The organism is Rhodopseudomonas palustris, assembly GCF_034479375.1.
Taxonomy (GTDB): Bacteria; Pseudomonadota; Alphaproteobacteria; order Rhizobiales; family Xanthobacteraceae; genus Rhodopseudomonas; species Rhodopseudomonas palustris_M.
Window position 1 is genome coordinate 2,241,932 of the sequence record NZ_CP140155.1, and the last position, 15,993, is coordinate 2,257,924.

General features: G+C 65.2%; 16 protein-coding genes. 6 read left to right on the plus strand and 10 right to left on the minus strand.

Features of this window, described 5'->3' with window-relative positions; genetic code table 11:
* Together SR870_RS10150 and SR870_RS10155 are read left to right on the plus strand one after the other, a co-directional pair.
* Nucleotides 1–756: a GntR family transcriptional regulator gene (locus SR870_RS10150; protein ID WP_322517839.1), complete on the plus strand. Its 756-nt coding sequence runs from the start codon at nucleotides 1–3 to the stop codon at nucleotides 754–756.
* Nucleotides 757–787: 31 nt separating this feature from the next.
* Nucleotides 788–1,780 carry a PDR/VanB family oxidoreductase gene (locus tag SR870_RS10155; protein ID WP_322517840.1) on the plus strand — a complete coding sequence of 331 codons (993 nt, stop codon included), beginning with the start codon at nucleotides 788–790 and terminating at the stop codon, nucleotides 1,778–1,780.
* A gap of 126 nt (nucleotides 1,781–1,906) precedes the next feature.
* Here the strand turns inward: SR870_RS10155 and SR870_RS10160 are convergent, their stop codons facing one another.
* The 4 genes from SR870_RS10160 to SR870_RS10175 all read right to left on the minus strand — a co-directional run bounded on the left by SR870_RS10160 (nucleotide 1,907) and on the right by SR870_RS10175 (nucleotide 4,511).
* Entirely contained in the window at nucleotides 1,907–2,191 is a 285-nt protein-coding gene (locus tag SR870_RS10160; RefSeq protein ID WP_322517841.1) for a hypothetical protein, read from the minus strand.
* 116 nt (nucleotides 2,192–2,307) lie between these two features.
* Nucleotides 2,308–2,922: a GNAT family protein gene (locus tag SR870_RS10165; RefSeq protein ID WP_322517842.1), complete on the minus strand. Its 615-nt coding sequence runs from the start codon at nucleotides 2,920–2,922 to the stop codon at nucleotides 2,308–2,310.
* Between the two features lie 163 nt (nucleotides 2,923–3,085).
* Nucleotides 3,086–4,015, minus strand: a complete 930-nt coding sequence (locus SR870_RS10170; RefSeq protein WP_322517843.1) for an SMP-30/gluconolactonase/LRE family protein — start codon at nucleotides 4,013–4,015, stop codon at nucleotides 3,086–3,088.
* Nucleotides 4,016–4,163: 148 nt separating this feature from the next.
* Nucleotides 4,164–4,511, minus strand: coding sequence for a hypothetical protein (locus SR870_RS10175; RefSeq protein WP_416221146.1), 348 nt, complete (start codon nucleotides 4,509–4,511; stop codon nucleotides 4,164–4,166).
* Nucleotides 4,512–4,626: 115 nt separating this feature from the next.
* On the opposite strand from SR870_RS10175, the gene SR870_RS10180 reads away from it, so the two are divergent.
* The gene (locus tag SR870_RS10180; RefSeq protein WP_322517844.1) at nucleotides 4,627–4,908 is read left to right on the plus strand and encodes a GIY-YIG nuclease family protein; all 282 of its coding nucleotides are present in this window, start codon (nucleotides 4,627–4,629) and stop codon (nucleotides 4,906–4,908) included.
* Between the two features lie 804 nt (nucleotides 4,909–5,712).
* Here SR870_RS10180 and SR870_RS10185 read toward each other — a convergent pair.
* From SR870_RS10185 to SR870_RS10210, 6 genes are all read right to left on the minus strand, one after another.
* The gene (locus tag SR870_RS10185) at nucleotides 5,713–6,366 is read right to left on the minus strand and encodes a glutathione S-transferase family protein (RefSeq protein WP_322517845.1); all 654 of its coding nucleotides are present in this window, start codon (nucleotides 6,364–6,366) and stop codon (nucleotides 5,713–5,715) included.
* A gap of 219 nt (nucleotides 6,367–6,585) precedes the next feature.
* Complete coding sequence (locus SR870_RS10190) at nucleotides 6,586–8,361, minus strand: B12-binding domain-containing radical SAM protein (RefSeq protein WP_322517846.1); 1,776 nt, start codon at nucleotides 8,359–8,361, stop codon at nucleotides 6,586–6,588.
* A 255-nt stretch (nucleotides 8,362–8,616) separates the two neighbouring features.
* Nucleotides 8,617–8,886 carry a DUF3297 family protein gene (locus SR870_RS10195; RefSeq protein WP_322517847.1) on the minus strand — a complete coding sequence of 90 codons (270 nt, stop codon included), beginning with the start codon at nucleotides 8,884–8,886 and terminating at the stop codon, nucleotides 8,617–8,619.
* Nucleotides 8,886–9,362 (minus strand): glutathione peroxidase, encoded by a 477-nt coding sequence (locus SR870_RS10200; protein ID WP_322517848.1) that lies wholly within the window; start codon nucleotides 9,360–9,362, stop codon nucleotides 8,886–8,888. Before SR870_RS10200 ends, SR870_RS10195 begins: the two co-directional genes overlap by 1 nt.
* A gap of 16 nt (nucleotides 9,363–9,378) precedes the next feature.
* On the minus strand, nucleotides 9,379–10,776 hold the full coding sequence (locus tag SR870_RS10205; RefSeq protein ID WP_322517849.1) for an amidase family protein: 1,398 nt from the start codon (nucleotides 10,774–10,776) through the stop codon (nucleotides 9,379–9,381).
* Between the two features lie 69 nt (nucleotides 10,777–10,845).
* Nucleotides 10,846–11,103 carry a DUF6894 family protein gene (locus tag SR870_RS10210; protein ID WP_322517850.1) on the minus strand — a complete coding sequence of 86 codons (258 nt, stop codon included), beginning with the start codon at nucleotides 11,101–11,103 and terminating at the stop codon, nucleotides 10,846–10,848.
* A gap of 122 nt (nucleotides 11,104–11,225) precedes the next feature.
* Between SR870_RS10210 and pip the strand changes: the two genes are divergently transcribed.
* The 3 genes from pip (at nucleotide 11,226) to SR870_RS10225 (ending at nucleotide 15,986) form a co-directional block, all read left to right on the plus strand.
* Nucleotides 11,226–12,215, plus strand: a complete 990-nt coding sequence (gene pip / locus SR870_RS10215; RefSeq protein ID WP_322517851.1) for a prolyl aminopeptidase — start codon at nucleotides 11,226–11,228, stop codon at nucleotides 12,213–12,215.
* A gap of 12 nt (nucleotides 12,216–12,227) precedes the next feature.
* On the plus strand, nucleotides 12,228–12,902 hold the full coding sequence (locus SR870_RS10220; RefSeq protein ID WP_322517852.1) for a DUF4286 family protein: 675 nt from the start codon (nucleotides 12,228–12,230) through the stop codon (nucleotides 12,900–12,902).
* Between the two features lie 231 nt (nucleotides 12,903–13,133).
* Entirely contained in the window at nucleotides 13,134–15,986 is a 2,853-nt protein-coding gene (locus SR870_RS10225; protein ID WP_322517853.1) for a bifunctional transaldolase/phosoglucose isomerase, read from the plus strand.
* Nucleotides 15,987–15,993: the final 7 nt, after the last annotated feature.

Here is a 15,993-nt window from a genome sequence, read left to right on the forward strand (position 1 = left end):
ATGAACGACAAGGCCGCCGACCGGTCGACGTCACAGACGGTGCGCGCGCAGCTCGCCCTGCGCGACATGGTGCTGTCCGGCCAGCTCCGCGCCGGCGAGCGGATCTCCGAACTGCAGGCGGTCGAGATCACCGGGGTGTCGCGCACCCCGGTGCGGATGGCGCTGGTGCGGCTGGAGGACGAAGGCCTGCTGCAGGCGATTCCGTCCGGCGGCTTCATGGTCAAGGCGTTCTCCGAGCGCGACATCCTCGATTCGATCGAGCTGCGCGGCACCATGGAGGGCCTCGCTGCGCGGCTCGCCGCCGAGCGCGGCGTCAGCGCCCGGCAGCTCGAGCCGCTGAAGGAATGCCTCGGCGACATCGACCTGCTGGTGCAACAGGATCCGGTTTCGGTCGATGCGTTCTCGGCCTATGTGGCGCTCAACGCTCGATTCCACGCGCTGCTCAACGAACTATCCGGCTCGTCGCCGGTGATGCGGCAGATCGATCGCGTCGCCGCCCTGCCCTTCGCCTCGCCGAGCGCCTTCGTGATGGCGCAGTCGGCGCTGCCGGAGGCGCACCAGATCCTGGTCATCGCGCAGGACCATCACCGCATCGTCGTCGACGCGATCGAAAACCGTGAAGGCGCCCGCGCCGAAGCGGTGATGCGCGAACACGCCAGGCTCGCGGTGCGCAACCTGCGGCTGGCGCTGCGCAACCGCACCCATCTCGACCTGCTGCCGGCGCTGACGCTGGTGACCCAGGCCGCCGACAAATAACCGACCTCGAACACATCGACAGGAGGCCGCGATGCGTTTCGCCGAGCATTGGACCAGCAGCACCGTGGTGTCGACCCGCGACCTGACACCGTCGATCCGCGAGATCGTGCTCGAACCCGACGTCGCGGTCACAGCCTGTCCGCCCGGCAGCCACATCAACGTCGCGGTGCTGATCGACGGCCAGCCCGACAAACGCAGCTACTCGCTGGTCGGCGCGCCGGAACGTGGGCGCCTGCGGATCGCGGCGCGGCTCGCCGGCGACAGCCGCGGCGGATCCAAGGCGATGTGGGCGCTGAGGCCCGGACAGCGGATCGACATCACCCATCCGACCTCGCTGTTCGAGATCGACTGGAGCCGGCAGCACTACGCGCTGATCGCCGGTGGCATCGGCGTCACCCCGATGCTCAGCATCGCCGCCGCGCTCGCCCGCCGCGGCGCCGATCTGACGATGCACTACGCGGTGAAATCCCGCAGCGACGCCGCGCTCCACGACGAGCTCGGCGTGCTGCTCGGCGACCGGCTGCGGCTCCATGCCGGTGACGAAGGTGCGCGGCTGGATCTCGATGCCACGTTCCGCGCGCTTCCCGAAGGGGCGGTGTCGGTGCTGTGCGGTCCGCTGCGGATGCTGGAGGCGGCGCGGCTCGCCTGGCATCAGGCCGGCCGGCCGGCGAGCGATCTGTGCTTCGAGACCTTCGGCTCCAGCGGCCGGCTGCCGACCACCGAATTCCGCGTCCGCATCGCCGCCACCGGCAACGAGATCGTGGTGCCGCGCGACCGCTCGATGCTGGATGCGCTGAACGCGGCCGGCTTCGAGGTGGTATCCGATTGCGAGCGCGGCGAATGCGGCGTCTGCGCCGTCGACGTCACCGCCGTCGACGGCGAGATCGACCACCGCGACGTGTTCTTCAGCGACCATCAGAAGCACGACAGCGGCAAGATGTGCGCCTGCGTCTCCCGCGCCCGCGGCACGGTGACGATCGATACGCTTTACCGACCGGATCGCTTGCCTGGGACGGCGGCGTAGCAGCGCATCTCTCGCGTCATTGCGAGGAGGCGAAGCCGACGAAGCAATCCAGGAGCCCCGTGCATCATGGAGCCTCTGGATTGCTTCGCCTTCGGCTCGCAATGACGAGGGCCGCCAACCTGAGACTCAGCGCCAGCCTTCGTGCACGTCGGTCGGCTGATCGCACACCCACTCCGGCCGCAGCATCACCTGGCAGCCTTTGTCGAACGGCAGCGCACAGACCTTGCGCTGGTCCTGCATAATCTCGATCGACCAGGTCAGCGGCACCGTCGGCTGCAACTGCACCAGCCGCTGGATCACGCCGGCGGCGAACAGGGTGGCGTCGATATCGTCGGCCAGCGCCGCCCCGTCGTGGCCAGGGCCATCGACGCGGTTGATCGGATCACGGACGTGGAAGCGATAAAACGGCATGGCAGCAAGATGGCGGCGTTGGGCACATCACAGAATGATGTAGATCAAACAATGGCTGATTAGCCGATCATTCTTTAGACCGGCAAGCTGGTAGCAGCCCGGGGGCTTGATCGATATCAACCGGAACCGGCGGTTTCCGGCCGAGGCTTGCCCGAGAGCTGGTAGTTGAGATGCGCCTTCGCCGTCGGCCATTCGGTGGCGATGATCGAGTACACCACGGTGTCGCGCAGCGTCCCGTTGGGGGCGATCTGGTGATTGCGCAGGATGCCGTCCTGCTTGGCGCCGAGCCGCTCGATTCCGCGCCGGGACTGATGGTTGAAGAAGTGTGTACGGAATTCGACGGCGATGCAGTCGAGCACCTCGAACGCATGCTGCAGCAGCAACAGCTTGCATTGCGTGTTCAGGCCGGTGCGCTGCACGCGCCGGGCGTACCAGGTGGAACCAATCTCGACCCGGCGGTTGGCGGCATCGACATTCATATACGTCGTCATGCCGGCGATCCGGCCGTCTGCGTCCTTCACCGTCCAGGGCAGCATCGCGCCCTGCGCCTGCAGCGCCAGCCGGCGGGCGATCTCCGCCTCCATCCGGTCCGGTGCCGGCACAGCCGTGTACCACAGCTTCCACAGCTCGCCGTCCTGCACGGCCTCGATCAGCCCGTCGCGATGCGCAGGTTGAAGCGGCTCAAGTCTGGCATGGGGGCCGCTGAGGGTGATCGGTTCGAGCCAGGGCATTGCAGGTTCCTCGATGAATCGTGCCGGTCTTCCTTACTCCCTGACGACCGGGCCTGTCCCGGTCATCGACGATGAAATTCGGGAGCGACGTGCTGAAACAATGGGCGCGCACGGGCACAAAGCCAGGGCACGACGTCACCCACGTTGCACCAGGACGGCGATACTACTTGTTCAGGAAGTTCAGCGGCAGACCAGGCCGCGGCCAGTCCATCGCGATCAGCTCGCCCTTGCCGGACAGCGTGATGTAGGCGGTCTTCAAATCGGGGCCGCCGAACGCGATATTGGTGGTGACGCGGTCGCCGGTCGGCACCTGCTCGACCAGTGTGCCGTCCGGCGCGATCACCGAAATGCAGCCCGACACCAGCGTCGCGACGCAGACATTGCCGCCGGCTTCGACCGCGAGCGAGTCGAACATCTGATAGCCGCCGAGCCCGGCGATCGGCTTGCCCTTCTCGCCACGATAGATCACGTCGCGCGGCTTCACCTCGCCGGGCGACACGATGTCGAAAGCCCACAGCCGCGCCGTCGGTGTTTCGGCTGCGTACATCGTGGCCTCGTCGGGCGACAGGCCGATGCCGTTCAGCGGCAGCGTGCCGAACACCTGCTCGGTGATCTCGGTCATGCCGGGCTTGATGTAGTAGGCGGCGCCGACATCCATGTCGCGGGCGCGGCGCTTGCCGAGGTCGGTGAACCACAGCCCGCCATGCCTGTCGAACACCAGATCGTTCGGCCCTTTCAGCGGATGCTCGCCGCATTTGTCGAACAGCGCCTCGACCCGACCGCTGACGAGATCGATCCGCTGGATCGATCCGCCGATATATTCGTGCGGCTCAGGCGCGCCGGGCATCATCGTGCCGCGCGAGGGAAACCAGCCGAACCCGCCATTGTTGCAGATGTAGCATTGGCCGTCGGGTCCGATCGCCGCGCCGTTGGGGCCGCCCGGCACCTTGGCGACGACCTCCTTGCGGCCGTCGGGCCAGATCCGCGTGAGCTGCTGCGCGCGGATTTCCACCAGCACCACCGAGCCATCCGGCATCACCACGGGGCCTTCTGGAAACGCCAGATCGGTGGCGAGAACGCGGATGTTGGACATGGATCCTCCCGATGGTTGTTATTATCGCAGGGCGGATTGAAGTCCCGCACGCGCTGCTCGTTGAACGGCGATGTTAGTTCATGTCGACCCGCATTGCCAAGCCGAGCCGCGCGGCGGAATTCCGCCGAACGGAATCGCCCCTTGCGTACTACTTCGCGTCGGATTTCGGCGGCGTGGCGTCCTTGGCCGGCGCAGCCGCGGGTTCCGGCTTCTTCGACCCCGCCTGCAGTTGCGCGACGGTCTTCTGCATCGCCGCCAGCGCGATCTTCAGCGCCTCGATCTGACGATTGGCGGCGTCGAGCTTCTGCTGCTGATCGAGCCGCGTCTTGTCGATCGTTCTATGCAGGAAGTCGACGTTGCTCTGCAGACAACTGGTGCGACGTTCCATGGTCTTCTCGGCAGTGCAAATCTCGATGCCGGGCACGTCCTGCGCCGCCGCCACGCTGCTCCAGCCGAGCGCCATCAGCATCGCCACCATCGTCGTTCGGCCGGTCATGATGATCTCCTCCATACATCGTGGGCCACCAGCCAAGCGGGTCCGGTGCCCCGCTGTCAACGCGCAGAAGCCGCGGCGGATTGCCGGACCCGCCGCTGCGTGCGATTTTCGCCCGATGCAGGATCCTCCCGCCGAAGAGTGTTTCGTCTATGTGCTCGGCTGCGCCGGCCCGAGCCGATACCTGACCTATGTCGGCTGGACGCTCGACCTCGACCGCAGGCTGTCGCAGCACAACGCCGGCACCGGCGCGCGCTCGACGCGGGGCCGAAGCTGGGTGCTGCTCCATAGCGAGCGTTTCACCAGCCGGCAGGGCGCCATGAGCCGCGAATGGCACCTGAAGCGCGACCGCGCCTTCCGCCGCGGCCTCGCCGCCAGGGCGCAAGGCCTGAAGGACTGAGAGCGCCGTAGCGCGATTTTCTGTACCGGTTTGTGACAGCCGTTCTGACCTATCTTAACGATTGAAACGCGGGTGGAACGAAGCGGGGCCGAATCACCGCGACTGGGCTGTTTCGGCTGTTCACGCCCAAGATGTCGCGCCCATCAGCAAGCAAACCCCACAAGCCCTCCCCGGCGCCGGTGGCTGATTTGGTCGTGGCAGCCGAAAATCGTTAACGGCCGGAGGAGAGCGCGTGGTGTCCGTCGACCCTGCGAGCCTTGGCGGGCGCGCCCAAAGGGCCAGAACGAGGTGTCCCGAGTTGCGACAGCATGACTGACCATCTTAACGTCTGGAACGCGGGTGGAACGAAGCGAGGCCGAATCACTGCGAATCGGCTGTTCCCGCCGTTCACGCCCAAGATCTCGGCTCGATCAGAGAGTGGCCCACAAGGCGTGCTCGTCTTGCTGGCGTGATTTCGCATTCACGCACCAAATTTGGTTAACGGCCCTGCGGAGAACGCGACTATCGTCCGCATTGATGGTGTCTAACGCTCTGACCAGCGGAGCTCGAACGTCCGGGCCGCGAGTGTCCCGGGTTGCGACAGCCTTGCTGACCATCTTAACCTCTGGAACGCGAACGGAACGAAGCGGGGCCGAATCACTGCGAATCGGCCGCTCCGAACGTTCACGCGCTATATCTCGTCGACGATCCAGATCGAGACCCGATATCTGCTCGGTCCCACAAGCCTCCAACGGAAAAAGGCGTTCAATCGTTAATGATCGGCGATGACCGTCGTCGGAGCAGCCTCGTGCCTATGCGAGACAATCATAACGCGATCGCCAGCTCCTCGATCTCCGCCGGCTCCTGCCGCGCGGCTGCGATCCATTCGCGCATCTCCGGCATGTCCATGATCGTTCGGGCGTAGCCCGCAAGCTGCGGATCGAGCTCGACGCCGTAGGTCATGAACCGCGTCACCACCGGCGCATACATCGCATCCGCCATGGTCCGCGCGCCGAACAGGAATGGTCCACCGGATCGGCTCAGGCATTCGCGCCAGATGGTGCAGACCCGGTCGATATCGGCCTGCGCGCGCGGCCAGATCTTGAAGCCGGGGAAGTGCGCTTTCAGGTTGACCGGCAGCGACGCGCGCAGCGTGGTGAATCCCGAGTGAATCTCGCCGCAGATCGAACGGCAATGCGCCCGCGCGATCCGCTCGGCCGGCAGCAATCCGGCTTCGGGCCTGACTTCGTGGAGATACTCGGCGATCGCCAGCGTATCCCAGATCTCCGCGCCGTCGTGGCGCAGGCACGGCACCAGGATCGACGACGACAACAGCAGGATTTCGGCTCGAGCTGCGGCATCGTCGGGCGGGACGATGATCTCGTCGAATTCGAGCCCCGCGAATTTGGTGAGAAGCCAGCCTCGGAGCGACCAGGACGAATAATTCTTGCTGCTGATCGTCAGCGTGGCCTTCGCCATCATTGTCTCCAGAGTGCCCATCACACCTCGAACCGAAGCCTTACGGACCGGCCAAAACGCGCCCGTGATTAGCCACTGATTGTTTCACGGTGATTTCGTCGGCGTAATCGCGGAGCACATCAGGTAGCGATTTTCGGCATGGCGCCGCTTGCGACCCCCTTCGGACGGTATGGATGAGGCTAGACGGAACCGTCCCCGCTCGACTGCCGCACTTCGATGCTACGCAGTGCCGCGGGTCAGGCTCAGCACCTTGTTCCGGTGCACCACCGCCTGCTTAGCCGCAGCGGTCTGGGTGAACATCGCGAGCTCGGTCTCGTCGTCGTCGGACACCGGAGTCAGCGCCGCATCCATGTAGTCGTGGCGTTGCGGATCGCGGGCCACACGATAGGCGACCCTGCTCAGTCTCCCGGCCGTCGACAGGATCGCCCCGGTCTTGCGCGCCAGCTCCAGCGCGAGCCGCGGCCAGAACACGAGCGCATTCTCGCGCGCCAGGCCGGGCCGCCGCTCCGACGGATGCCGCAGCCGGAAGACGCCGCTCTGCAGCGGATGCACGTTCTCGAGCGACACCGCCAGCGAGAAAATCAGCAGCAACTTGACCATGCTGCCGAGCTTGATCCCCGTCTTCGCGGCGCGGCGCAGCAGCGTCTCGATATGAGCGGGCTCGTAATAGTGCCGCCAGGCCTGCTGATAGATGTCTTCCCACGCCTGACGCGACATCTTCGGATGTGCGGTGCAGACGTGCTCGATATCGTATTTGTTGAGGTCGGCGTCCATCGCGACCCCGGCCTTCCACAGCGTCTGATGGTCTTCCGAGCCCGGCAGCGGCGTCAGGCAGAAGAACTCCAGAATGTCGATCGGCAGTTCTCGCTTGATGATGTCGAGATCGGCGAGGATGCTCTGCGGCGTATCGGCCGGGAAGCCCAGGATGTAGCCCGCCAGCGTGATCACCCCCTGTGCCCGCCACGCCAGCAGCATCGCACGATATTCGGTGATCTTGTTCTGCCGCTTCTTGGCCTGCAGCAGATTCTCCGGATTGATGCTCTCGAGGCCGAGGAAGACGCGGGTGACGCCGGCGCGTTTGGACTTCTCGACGAAATTCGGGATCTTGTGACACAGCGTGTCGACCTGGATCATCAAGCCGAGCGGGATGCCCTGCTCTTCCTTCAGCCAGATCAGCCGATCGAGGATCGCTTCCCAGTCCTTGTTGCGGGCGAAATTGTCGTCGGTGATGAAGAACTTCGAGACGCCCTGCTGCCAGTTGGCGCGGACCAGCGCCTCGACGTCGTCGGGCGAGCGATAGCGCGACTTGCGACCCTGCACATTGATGATGGTGCAGAACGAGCATTGATACGGGCAGCCGCGGCCGGCATCGAACGAGGTCGACAGGCCCATCGTGCGCTTGACGTTGGCGAGCGGCAGGAATGGCACCGGCGTGCCTTCGATGCCGGGCAGATCGTCGAGGTAGTTGTACAGCGGCTGCAGTTCGCCCTTCGCCGCGTGCTGCAGCAGCAGATCGATCCGGCCCTCCGCCTCGCCGGCGAAGATCGACACGCCGAGCTCGCGGCAGGCGTCGAGATCGACCGCCTTGCCGTCCAGCATCGACAGACAGCCCGAGACGTGGAAGCCGCCGATCGCGACGGGAATGCCGGCGTCCCGGAACGGTCGCGCGATATCGAGCGCGCGCGGATACTGGTTCGACTGCACGCCGATCAGGCCGACCATGCCGAAATTGCCGTGCGCGGCGAGCCGCTTCAGCAGCTTCGCAATATCGATCCTGGTGTTGAACTCATCCATCGCCTCGATGTCGATCTCGACGTCGGGGCCGAGCACCTGCCGCGCGGCGCTTTCCTGGGCGATGCCGTAGACGCTGGCCAGCGAATTGGAAGGGATCGTGGCACGCCACCAGCGGATCACATAGCCATCGTCGCCATAGTGCGAGGGCTTGATCAGCAGGAGCTGAAAACGCCGCTTCGGCCGGCTCTCGGCGATCGACACCAGCTATCCTCCTGCAAACATAGTCGTGACATGAAGTCTGACGGGCGGAGAACAAACAAATTCTGTTAGGATGCTGACGGGAATGACACGCGGCCGCAAGCGCAATCGGCAGGCTTCGGTCCCAGCCCTCGATGCGGCGCCGCAAAGTTGCGAAAATGACGCAACTTTGCGGCCAAAACAGATCAGAAAAAACGTGAGGCCGTCATCAAGACGTAATCAGTAACAAAGTGACCGATGCGTCACGCGATGCACATGTCAGCTTCGCGGGCGGATATAGGGCTCGACCGGCCCATGGACCTTGATCGCGAGCTGATTGCCGAAGCGATCCTTGGCGGTGCCGGCCGCGACCCGAATCCAGCCTTCGCTGACGCAGTATTCGATCACATTGGTCTTTTCATGGCCCTTGAAGCGGATACCGACGTCGAGCTCGAGCAGCGCTTCGTTGTAGTAGGGGCTGTTCGGCTCGATCGACAGCCGGTCCGGCATTTCGATGGCATTGGCACTGGTGGTGGGCTTGTCGGTCATCATAGCAGCGTCTCGATGTCTTTCGCGAGCGACTCCGGCGTGGTCGTCGGCGCGTGCCGCGATATCACATGCCCGGACCGATCGACCAGGAATTTGGTGAAATTCCACTTGATCGCCGAGCCGAGCAACCCGCCCTTCTCGTCCTTGAGAAAGGCGTACAACGGATGCGCCTGCGCGCCATTGACGTCGATCTTGGCGAACATCGGAAAACTGACGCCGTAATTGACGGCGCAGAATTGCGCGATCTGCGCCTCGCTGCCGGATTCCTGCGCCCCGAACTGGTTGCAGGGAAAGCCGAGCACCGAAAATCCGCGCGCCCCATAGGTCTGCTGCAGTGCTTCGAGCCCCTTGTATTGCGGGGTGAATCCGCAGGCGCTGGCGGTGTTGACGATCAGAAGCACCTGACCTTCGAACTGCTTCAGCGCCAGCTCTTCGCCTGCCAGCGTCCTGGCCGAGAAATCATAGATCGACGTCATCGCCGTCCGCCTCTGCTCACCGCACCGGATCGATCGGCGACGCCGGCGTGCCGCCGGCCTCGATCGCCTCGCCCGCGAGCAGGCACAGGTCCTCGCGATAGCGGCCGGCGACCAGTTGCACGCCGACCGGCACACGGCCGACCAGCCCGGTCGAGACCGTCAGCCCGGGGAGCCCCATGAACGGAATGCCGACCTGCGGCATCTGCGCCGCCCACACCCGCCTGAAGGAGGCTTCGTCCTTCAGATCGAGCCGCTGCGGGAAAGGCAATTCGCCCGACACCGGCATCAGCAGCACCGCGTAGCGCTCGAAGAAAAGCTGCCAGTCGCGGGTCAGCGTCGCCCTGCGGACGAGCAGTTTGGAAAAGGCGGTGGCATCGGGTATTTCCCGATCGCGATTGCCGTTGAGGCAGGCCAGCGCCCCCTCGTCACCTTCGCGCTCGGCGGCCGCGAGCATCGCCTGATAGCCGTCGCCGAGCCACAGCCGCGACTGCAAATCGGCGGCCTCGCGCAGCGGCGGGGTGTTCGGCAGTTCTTCCACGGTCCAGCCGGCCTGCTCCAGCCGGCGCGCGGCGTCGACCACCGCGTCGCTCACCTCGGGGACAACCTCGAGTCCATCGGGCGCGATACACAGCGCGGCGCGCTTCGGCATCGGCGGACCGTCCAGCGGCGCCGGCACCCACCACGGATCGCGCGCGTCCGGTTGCGACATCACCGCGAGCGCGAGCCGCAGATCGCCGATCGTTCGTGCCAAGGGACCCGACACCGCGCTGATCTGCGGACAGATCGGCCGCTCCGGCGACGAGGCGTTGTAGGCGGCGATCCGCCCCAGCGTCGGCCGCAGACCATGTACGCCGCAGGCATAGGCCGGATAGCGAACCGAGCCTGCAATGTCGGTGCCGTGCGCGATATGGCCGATGCCGGCCGCGACCGCCGCTCCGGCGCCGCCCGACGAGCCGCCCGGCGTGATCGACGGATCGCGGGGGTTCAGCGTTTCGCCATGAAGTTTGTTCGAGGTGAACCAGCGATAGGAAAACGCCGGCGTATTGGTACGGCCGACGATCACCGCGCCGGCCTTGCGCAGATTGTCGACCACCGGATTGTTGGACGCAGCGATCAGGTCGCGTTGCTGCGTCAGACCGTTGGTCGTCGCAAAGCCTTCCTGATCGATATTGACCTTGACGGTGACGGGCACTCCGGCCATCGGGCCTGCGTCATCGCCGCGCTTCAATGCCGCATCGACCGCATCGGCCTGGGCCAGCGCATCGTCGGGGCGATGATCGATCACCGCGTTGATCGCCGGATTGACGGCATCGAGCCGGTCCAGCGCCGCCTGTGCTGCTTCGCGCGCCGAAACTTTGCGCGTCCGGATCAACGCGGCGAGCTCGGCCGCGGACAATCGCCAGATTTCCTGCATGTTCCCCTCGGTTGACAATGACGTGATAGCGCGACGCCCTATACGGCGCTACCGTAAATCGAGCGAGCGTCAATGCCTGTTTCGCGGCAAGGGGGGCATGTCGATCAGCGCTTCGCTGAAGGGAAAATCCAGCACGACGTCGCCGTCCTCGTCGGTGACTTCGAGGCTGGCGCGGATCAGATCGACCTGAGCCGCCTCCGTCTTGATGATTTCCTTGATCGTCGCGCGTGCGACTTGCCAGGCGTGATCCGCATCGCGCAAATCCTCGCCTTCCGGGTCTGGGATCAGTTCCTCACCGATCCGTGTATTGAAGAAATATCTCGGCATCCATCGCTTCCGTCTTGTGCTCAGCAAAGGTGAGGGCAAGTCGCGCGATGCGCAACCCTGTCTCCCGCATGCCGCTTCATCGTCCGCTCGCCTCCGCTGCGGTTTCCCTGTAACGAAATGTGATGGCACACGACGCAAAATCCGAGATCCGCCCCGACGACGGCGACAAGGCCGCAGCGCCGCTCAGCTCTCGAATGGTCGCGGTCGGCGACGGCCACGAGCTCTATGTCGAAACCAATGGCAACGCCGACGGTCTTCCCGCAGTCTATCTGCACGGCGGGCCCGGCAGCGGTTGTCAGCCCGACCACCGGCGGCTGTTCGATCCGCAGCGATTTCATGCGGTCCTGTTCGATCAGCGCGGCGCCGGGCGCAGCCGGCCGAAGGGCGGGCGCGAGGCGAACACGCTGCCGCATCTGGTCGCCGATATGGAGATGATACGTACCATGCTCGGCATCGAGCGCTGGCTGGTGGTCGGCGGCTCGTGGGGGGCGACGCTGGCGCTGGCCTATGCGCAGGCGCATCCGCATCGCGTCAGCGGCATCGTGCTGCGCGCGACCTTTCTCGGTACGCGCAGCGAACTCGAAGGTGCATTTCTTTCCAACCTGCCGCGGTTCTATCCGGAGCTGTCTGCTGATTTTCTAGGCGCACTTCCGGAATCCGAGCGCGCCGCGCCGTTGGACGCCTACTGGCGGCGCATCCTCGATCCCGACCCGGCGGTGCATGGCCCCGCGGCGCGAGCCTGGGGCGAGACCGAGGCGATCCTGTCGCAGATCGCGCCGAAACGGACGCGACTTGAAAGCTCCGGCAAGAACACGACCCGACCGATGCCGACGACGGCGTTCATGGAAGCGCACTACTTCGCCCATGACTGCTTCATGCGCCCAGATCAGTTGATGCAGGGAGCGCACGCACTCGCCGGCATTCCGGGCATCATCGTGCAGGGCCGCTACGATCTGCTGTGTCCGCCCGCCACAGCGCATCGGCTGATCGCGGCGTGGCGGGATGCCGAACTCCGCACGATCGATGCCGCCGGGCATCTTTTGTACGACCCGGGCATTCGCGACGCGGTGATCGCTGCGATCAACGACGTCGCAGGCAAAACAGCAACGTAAGGACCATCGACGATGCCGCTCGCCGACCAGGGAATGCTGCTGACCTCGATGGACGTCGATCCGGCGGACGAGACCGACTTCAATCGCTGGTACGACCGCGAGCACATCGCCGAGCGCGTCGCGATCGAAGGCTTTCTCGAAGCGCGGCGCTACGTCGCGCATGACGCCTCCCCGAAATATCTCGGCCTGTATTCGACCCGAACCTTCGACGTGCTGAGCAGCCCGGCCTATCGCACCGCGCTCGCCAATCAGACCGAATGGTCGAACCGCAACATCGCCAAATTCCAGAACATGATCCGCGGCGTGGCCCGGATCACGGCGAGCCGCGGCCAGGGCCGCGGCGCCGTGCTCGGCCTGGTCCGGATCCGCCCCGCCCCCGGCGGCGAGCCGGCATTGCGCGCGGCCATCGTCGGGCAGCTCGACCCGCTGCCGTTCGACGGCCTCATTTCGATGCACCTTCTGGAAAACGACCCGGCGCTGTCGAAGCCGTTGACCGACCCGCCGGGCGTCACCAGCCCCGGGGCGTCGGACTGGTTCGTGCTGATCGACGGCACCGGCATCGACGCCGTGCAGGCTGCGACGGCCGGACGTTTCGACCGAAGCGTCGCGGAAAGCGGTTCGACGCTGGTCTCGGCCGGGGTCTACAAACTGCTGTGGGATCTCTCGAAAAGCGATCTCGGCGGCTGACCCGACCGATGCTGTAATGTCGGCATCACACGATTGGGATAGAGGTCGACCCGGAACCGTTTGATGTTTCAAACGTCATTGACCCTCAGCGAGATCGGCTCACACGGCTCGATGGCGCGCGCACGCAAGCTCGAACCGAGCAAGCTGGCACTGAGGATGAGTTGACAAGCCTCCGCTCCCGGACGGAAATGCCCGCGAGGCCTCATCGCACCGAATGAACAGACCAGGCACATGAACCCCGTCAAAGCGCTCGAACAACACGGCCAGGCAATCTGGCTGGATTTCCTGGCCCGCGGCTTTATCGCCAAGGGCGACCTGAAGAAGCTGATCGACGACGACGGCGTGAAGGGTGTGACATCCAACCCGTCGATCTTCGAAAAGGCGATCGGCTCCTCGGACGAATATGACGGCGCGATCGGCGCGGCGCTGGCGCGGGGTGACCGCTCAGTCGGCGAGTTGTACGAGGCGGTCGCGGTCGAGGACATTCAGCACGCCGCCGATGTGCTGCGCCCGACCTACGATAAGCTGAAAGGTCGCGACGGCTTCGTCAGTCTGGAAGTCTCGCCCTATCTGGCGCTCGACACCAAGGCGACCATCGTCGAGGCCGAGCGGCTGTGGGGCGCGGTGAAGCGCGAAAATCTGATGGTCAAGGTCCCGGCCACGCGGCAGGGCCTGCCGGCGATCAAGCACCTGATTTCCAAGGGCATCAGCGTCAACGTCACGCTGCTGTTCTCGCAGAAAGTCTATGTCGAGGTCGCGGAAGCCTATCTCTCCGGTCTTGAAGCGCTGATTGCGAGCGGCGGTGACCCGGCGCACGTCGCCAGCGTCGCCAGTTTCTTCGTCAGCCGGATCGACAGCGCGATCGACAAGGAAATCGACGACAAGATCGCCAAGGCGAACGGTCCTGCCGAGAAGGCCCGGCTGGAGAAGCTGAAGGGCAAGGTCGCGATCGCCAACGCCAAGCTCGCCTATCAGGACTACAAGCGGTTGTTCTCCGGCGATCGCTGGAAGAAGCTCGAACTGTGCGGCGCCAAGCCGCAACGGCTGCTGTGGGCCTCGACCGGCACCAAGAACAAAGCCTACAGCGACGTTCTCTATATCGAAGAGCTGATCGGCCGCGACACCGTCAACACAGTGCCCCCGGCGACGTTCGACGCCTTCCGCGATCATGGCAAGCCGCGCGCCAGCCTCGAGGAAAACGTCGACGACGCCCGCGCTGTGTTGAAGGATCTCGACAATATCGGGATTTCGCTGGATGCGATCACCGACAGGCTGGTCACCGAAGGCGTGCAGTTGTTCGCCGATGCGTTCGACAAACTGCTCGGTGCGGTGGCGTTCAAGCGCGAGACGGTACTCGCCAGCGGCATCGACACGCAGGAGTTCGCGCTCGCTCCGGAGCTTGCGAAAGCCGTCAAGGATCATGGCGAAGACTGGCGCAACGCCGGCAAGATCCGGCGGCTGTGGGATCGTGATAAGTCGGTGTGGACCGGCACCGACGAAGACAAATGGCTTGGCTGGCTGAATTCGGCCGCGGCTGAAAAGGCCAAGCTGGCCGACTACACCGAATTCGCCAAATGGGTGAAGGCGCGCGGCTTCACCGATGCCGTCGTGCTCGGCATGGGGGGATCGAGCCTCGGCCCGGAAGTGCTGGCCAAGACCTTCGCACAGCAGCCGGGCTTCCCGAAGCTGCACGTGTTGGACTCGACCGATCCGGCGCAGGTGCGCACGCTGGAGCACAGCGTCACGCTCGGAACCACATTGTTCATCGTATCATCGAAGTCCGGCGGCACCACCGAGCCGAACGTGATGAAGGATTACTTCTTCGCCCGCGTCGGCGAGACCGTCGGCGCCGACAAGGCCGGCCAGCATTTCGTCGCGGTCACCGATCCTGGCTCTTCGATGGAAAAGGTCGCGACCGAAGCGAAGTTCGCCCGGATCTTCCACGGCGATCCGACCATCGGCGGTCGCTATTCGGTGCTGTCGCCGTTCGGCATGGTGCCCGCCGCCGCGGCCGGAGTCGACCTCGGCCGACTACTCGACGTGACGCTGACCATGGTCCGCTCCTGCGGGCCCGACGTGCCGCCGCAGGAGAACCCGGGCGTGCAGCTCGGCCTCGCGATGGGCTGCGCCGGCCTCGAAGGTCGCGACAAGGTGACGATCACCTCGTCGAAGGCGATCGCCGATTTCGGCGCCTGGGCCGAGCAACTGATCGCGGAATCGACCGGCAAGGACGGCAAGGGCCTGATCCCGATCGACGGCGAGCCGCTGGCCGAGCCGTCGATCTACGGCAGCGACCGGCTGTTCATCGACCTGCGCACCGCGAACGAGAGTGACGCCGCGCATGACGCCAAGCTCGCCGCGCTCGAACAGGCCGGACATCCGGTGGTGCGGATCGTGCTGAAATCACCCGACGCTATCGGCCAGGAGTTCTTCCGCTTCGAACTCGCCACCGCCGTGGCAGGCTCCATCCTCGGTATCAACCCGTTCAACCAGCCGGATGTCGAATCCGCCAAGATCAAGACCCGCGAACTCACCGCGGCGTTCGAGACCTCCGGTGCATTGCCGCCCGAGAAGCCCGCGCTGACGACGGCGGACGCCGATCTCTACACCGACGAGTCCAACGCCGCGGCGCTGCGCAAGGCCGGCGCCGACGGCACGCTGGGCTCGTGGATCAAGGCGCATCTCGCGCGCACGCAGGGTGGCGATTATGTCGCGCTGCTGGCCTATATCGAGCGCAATGCGGCGCATATCGACAAGCTGCAGTCGATGCGGCTCGCGGTGCGCGACGCCAGGCATCTGGCGACCTGCGCCGAATTCGGCCCGCGCTTCCTGCACTCCACCGGCCAGGCCTATAAAGGCGGCCCGGACAGCGGCGTTTTCCTGCAGATCACCTCTGACGACGCCAACGACCTCGCCGTCCCCGGCCAGACCGCCAGCTTCGGCGTGATCAAGGCGGCGCAGGCCCGCGGCGATTTCGACGTGCTGACGGAACGTGGCCGCCGCGCGCTGCGCGTCCACATTAAGGGCGACCTCGGCGCCGGATTGAAGTCGCTGGATCAGGCGATCCGCGACGCACTGAACTAACGACTGA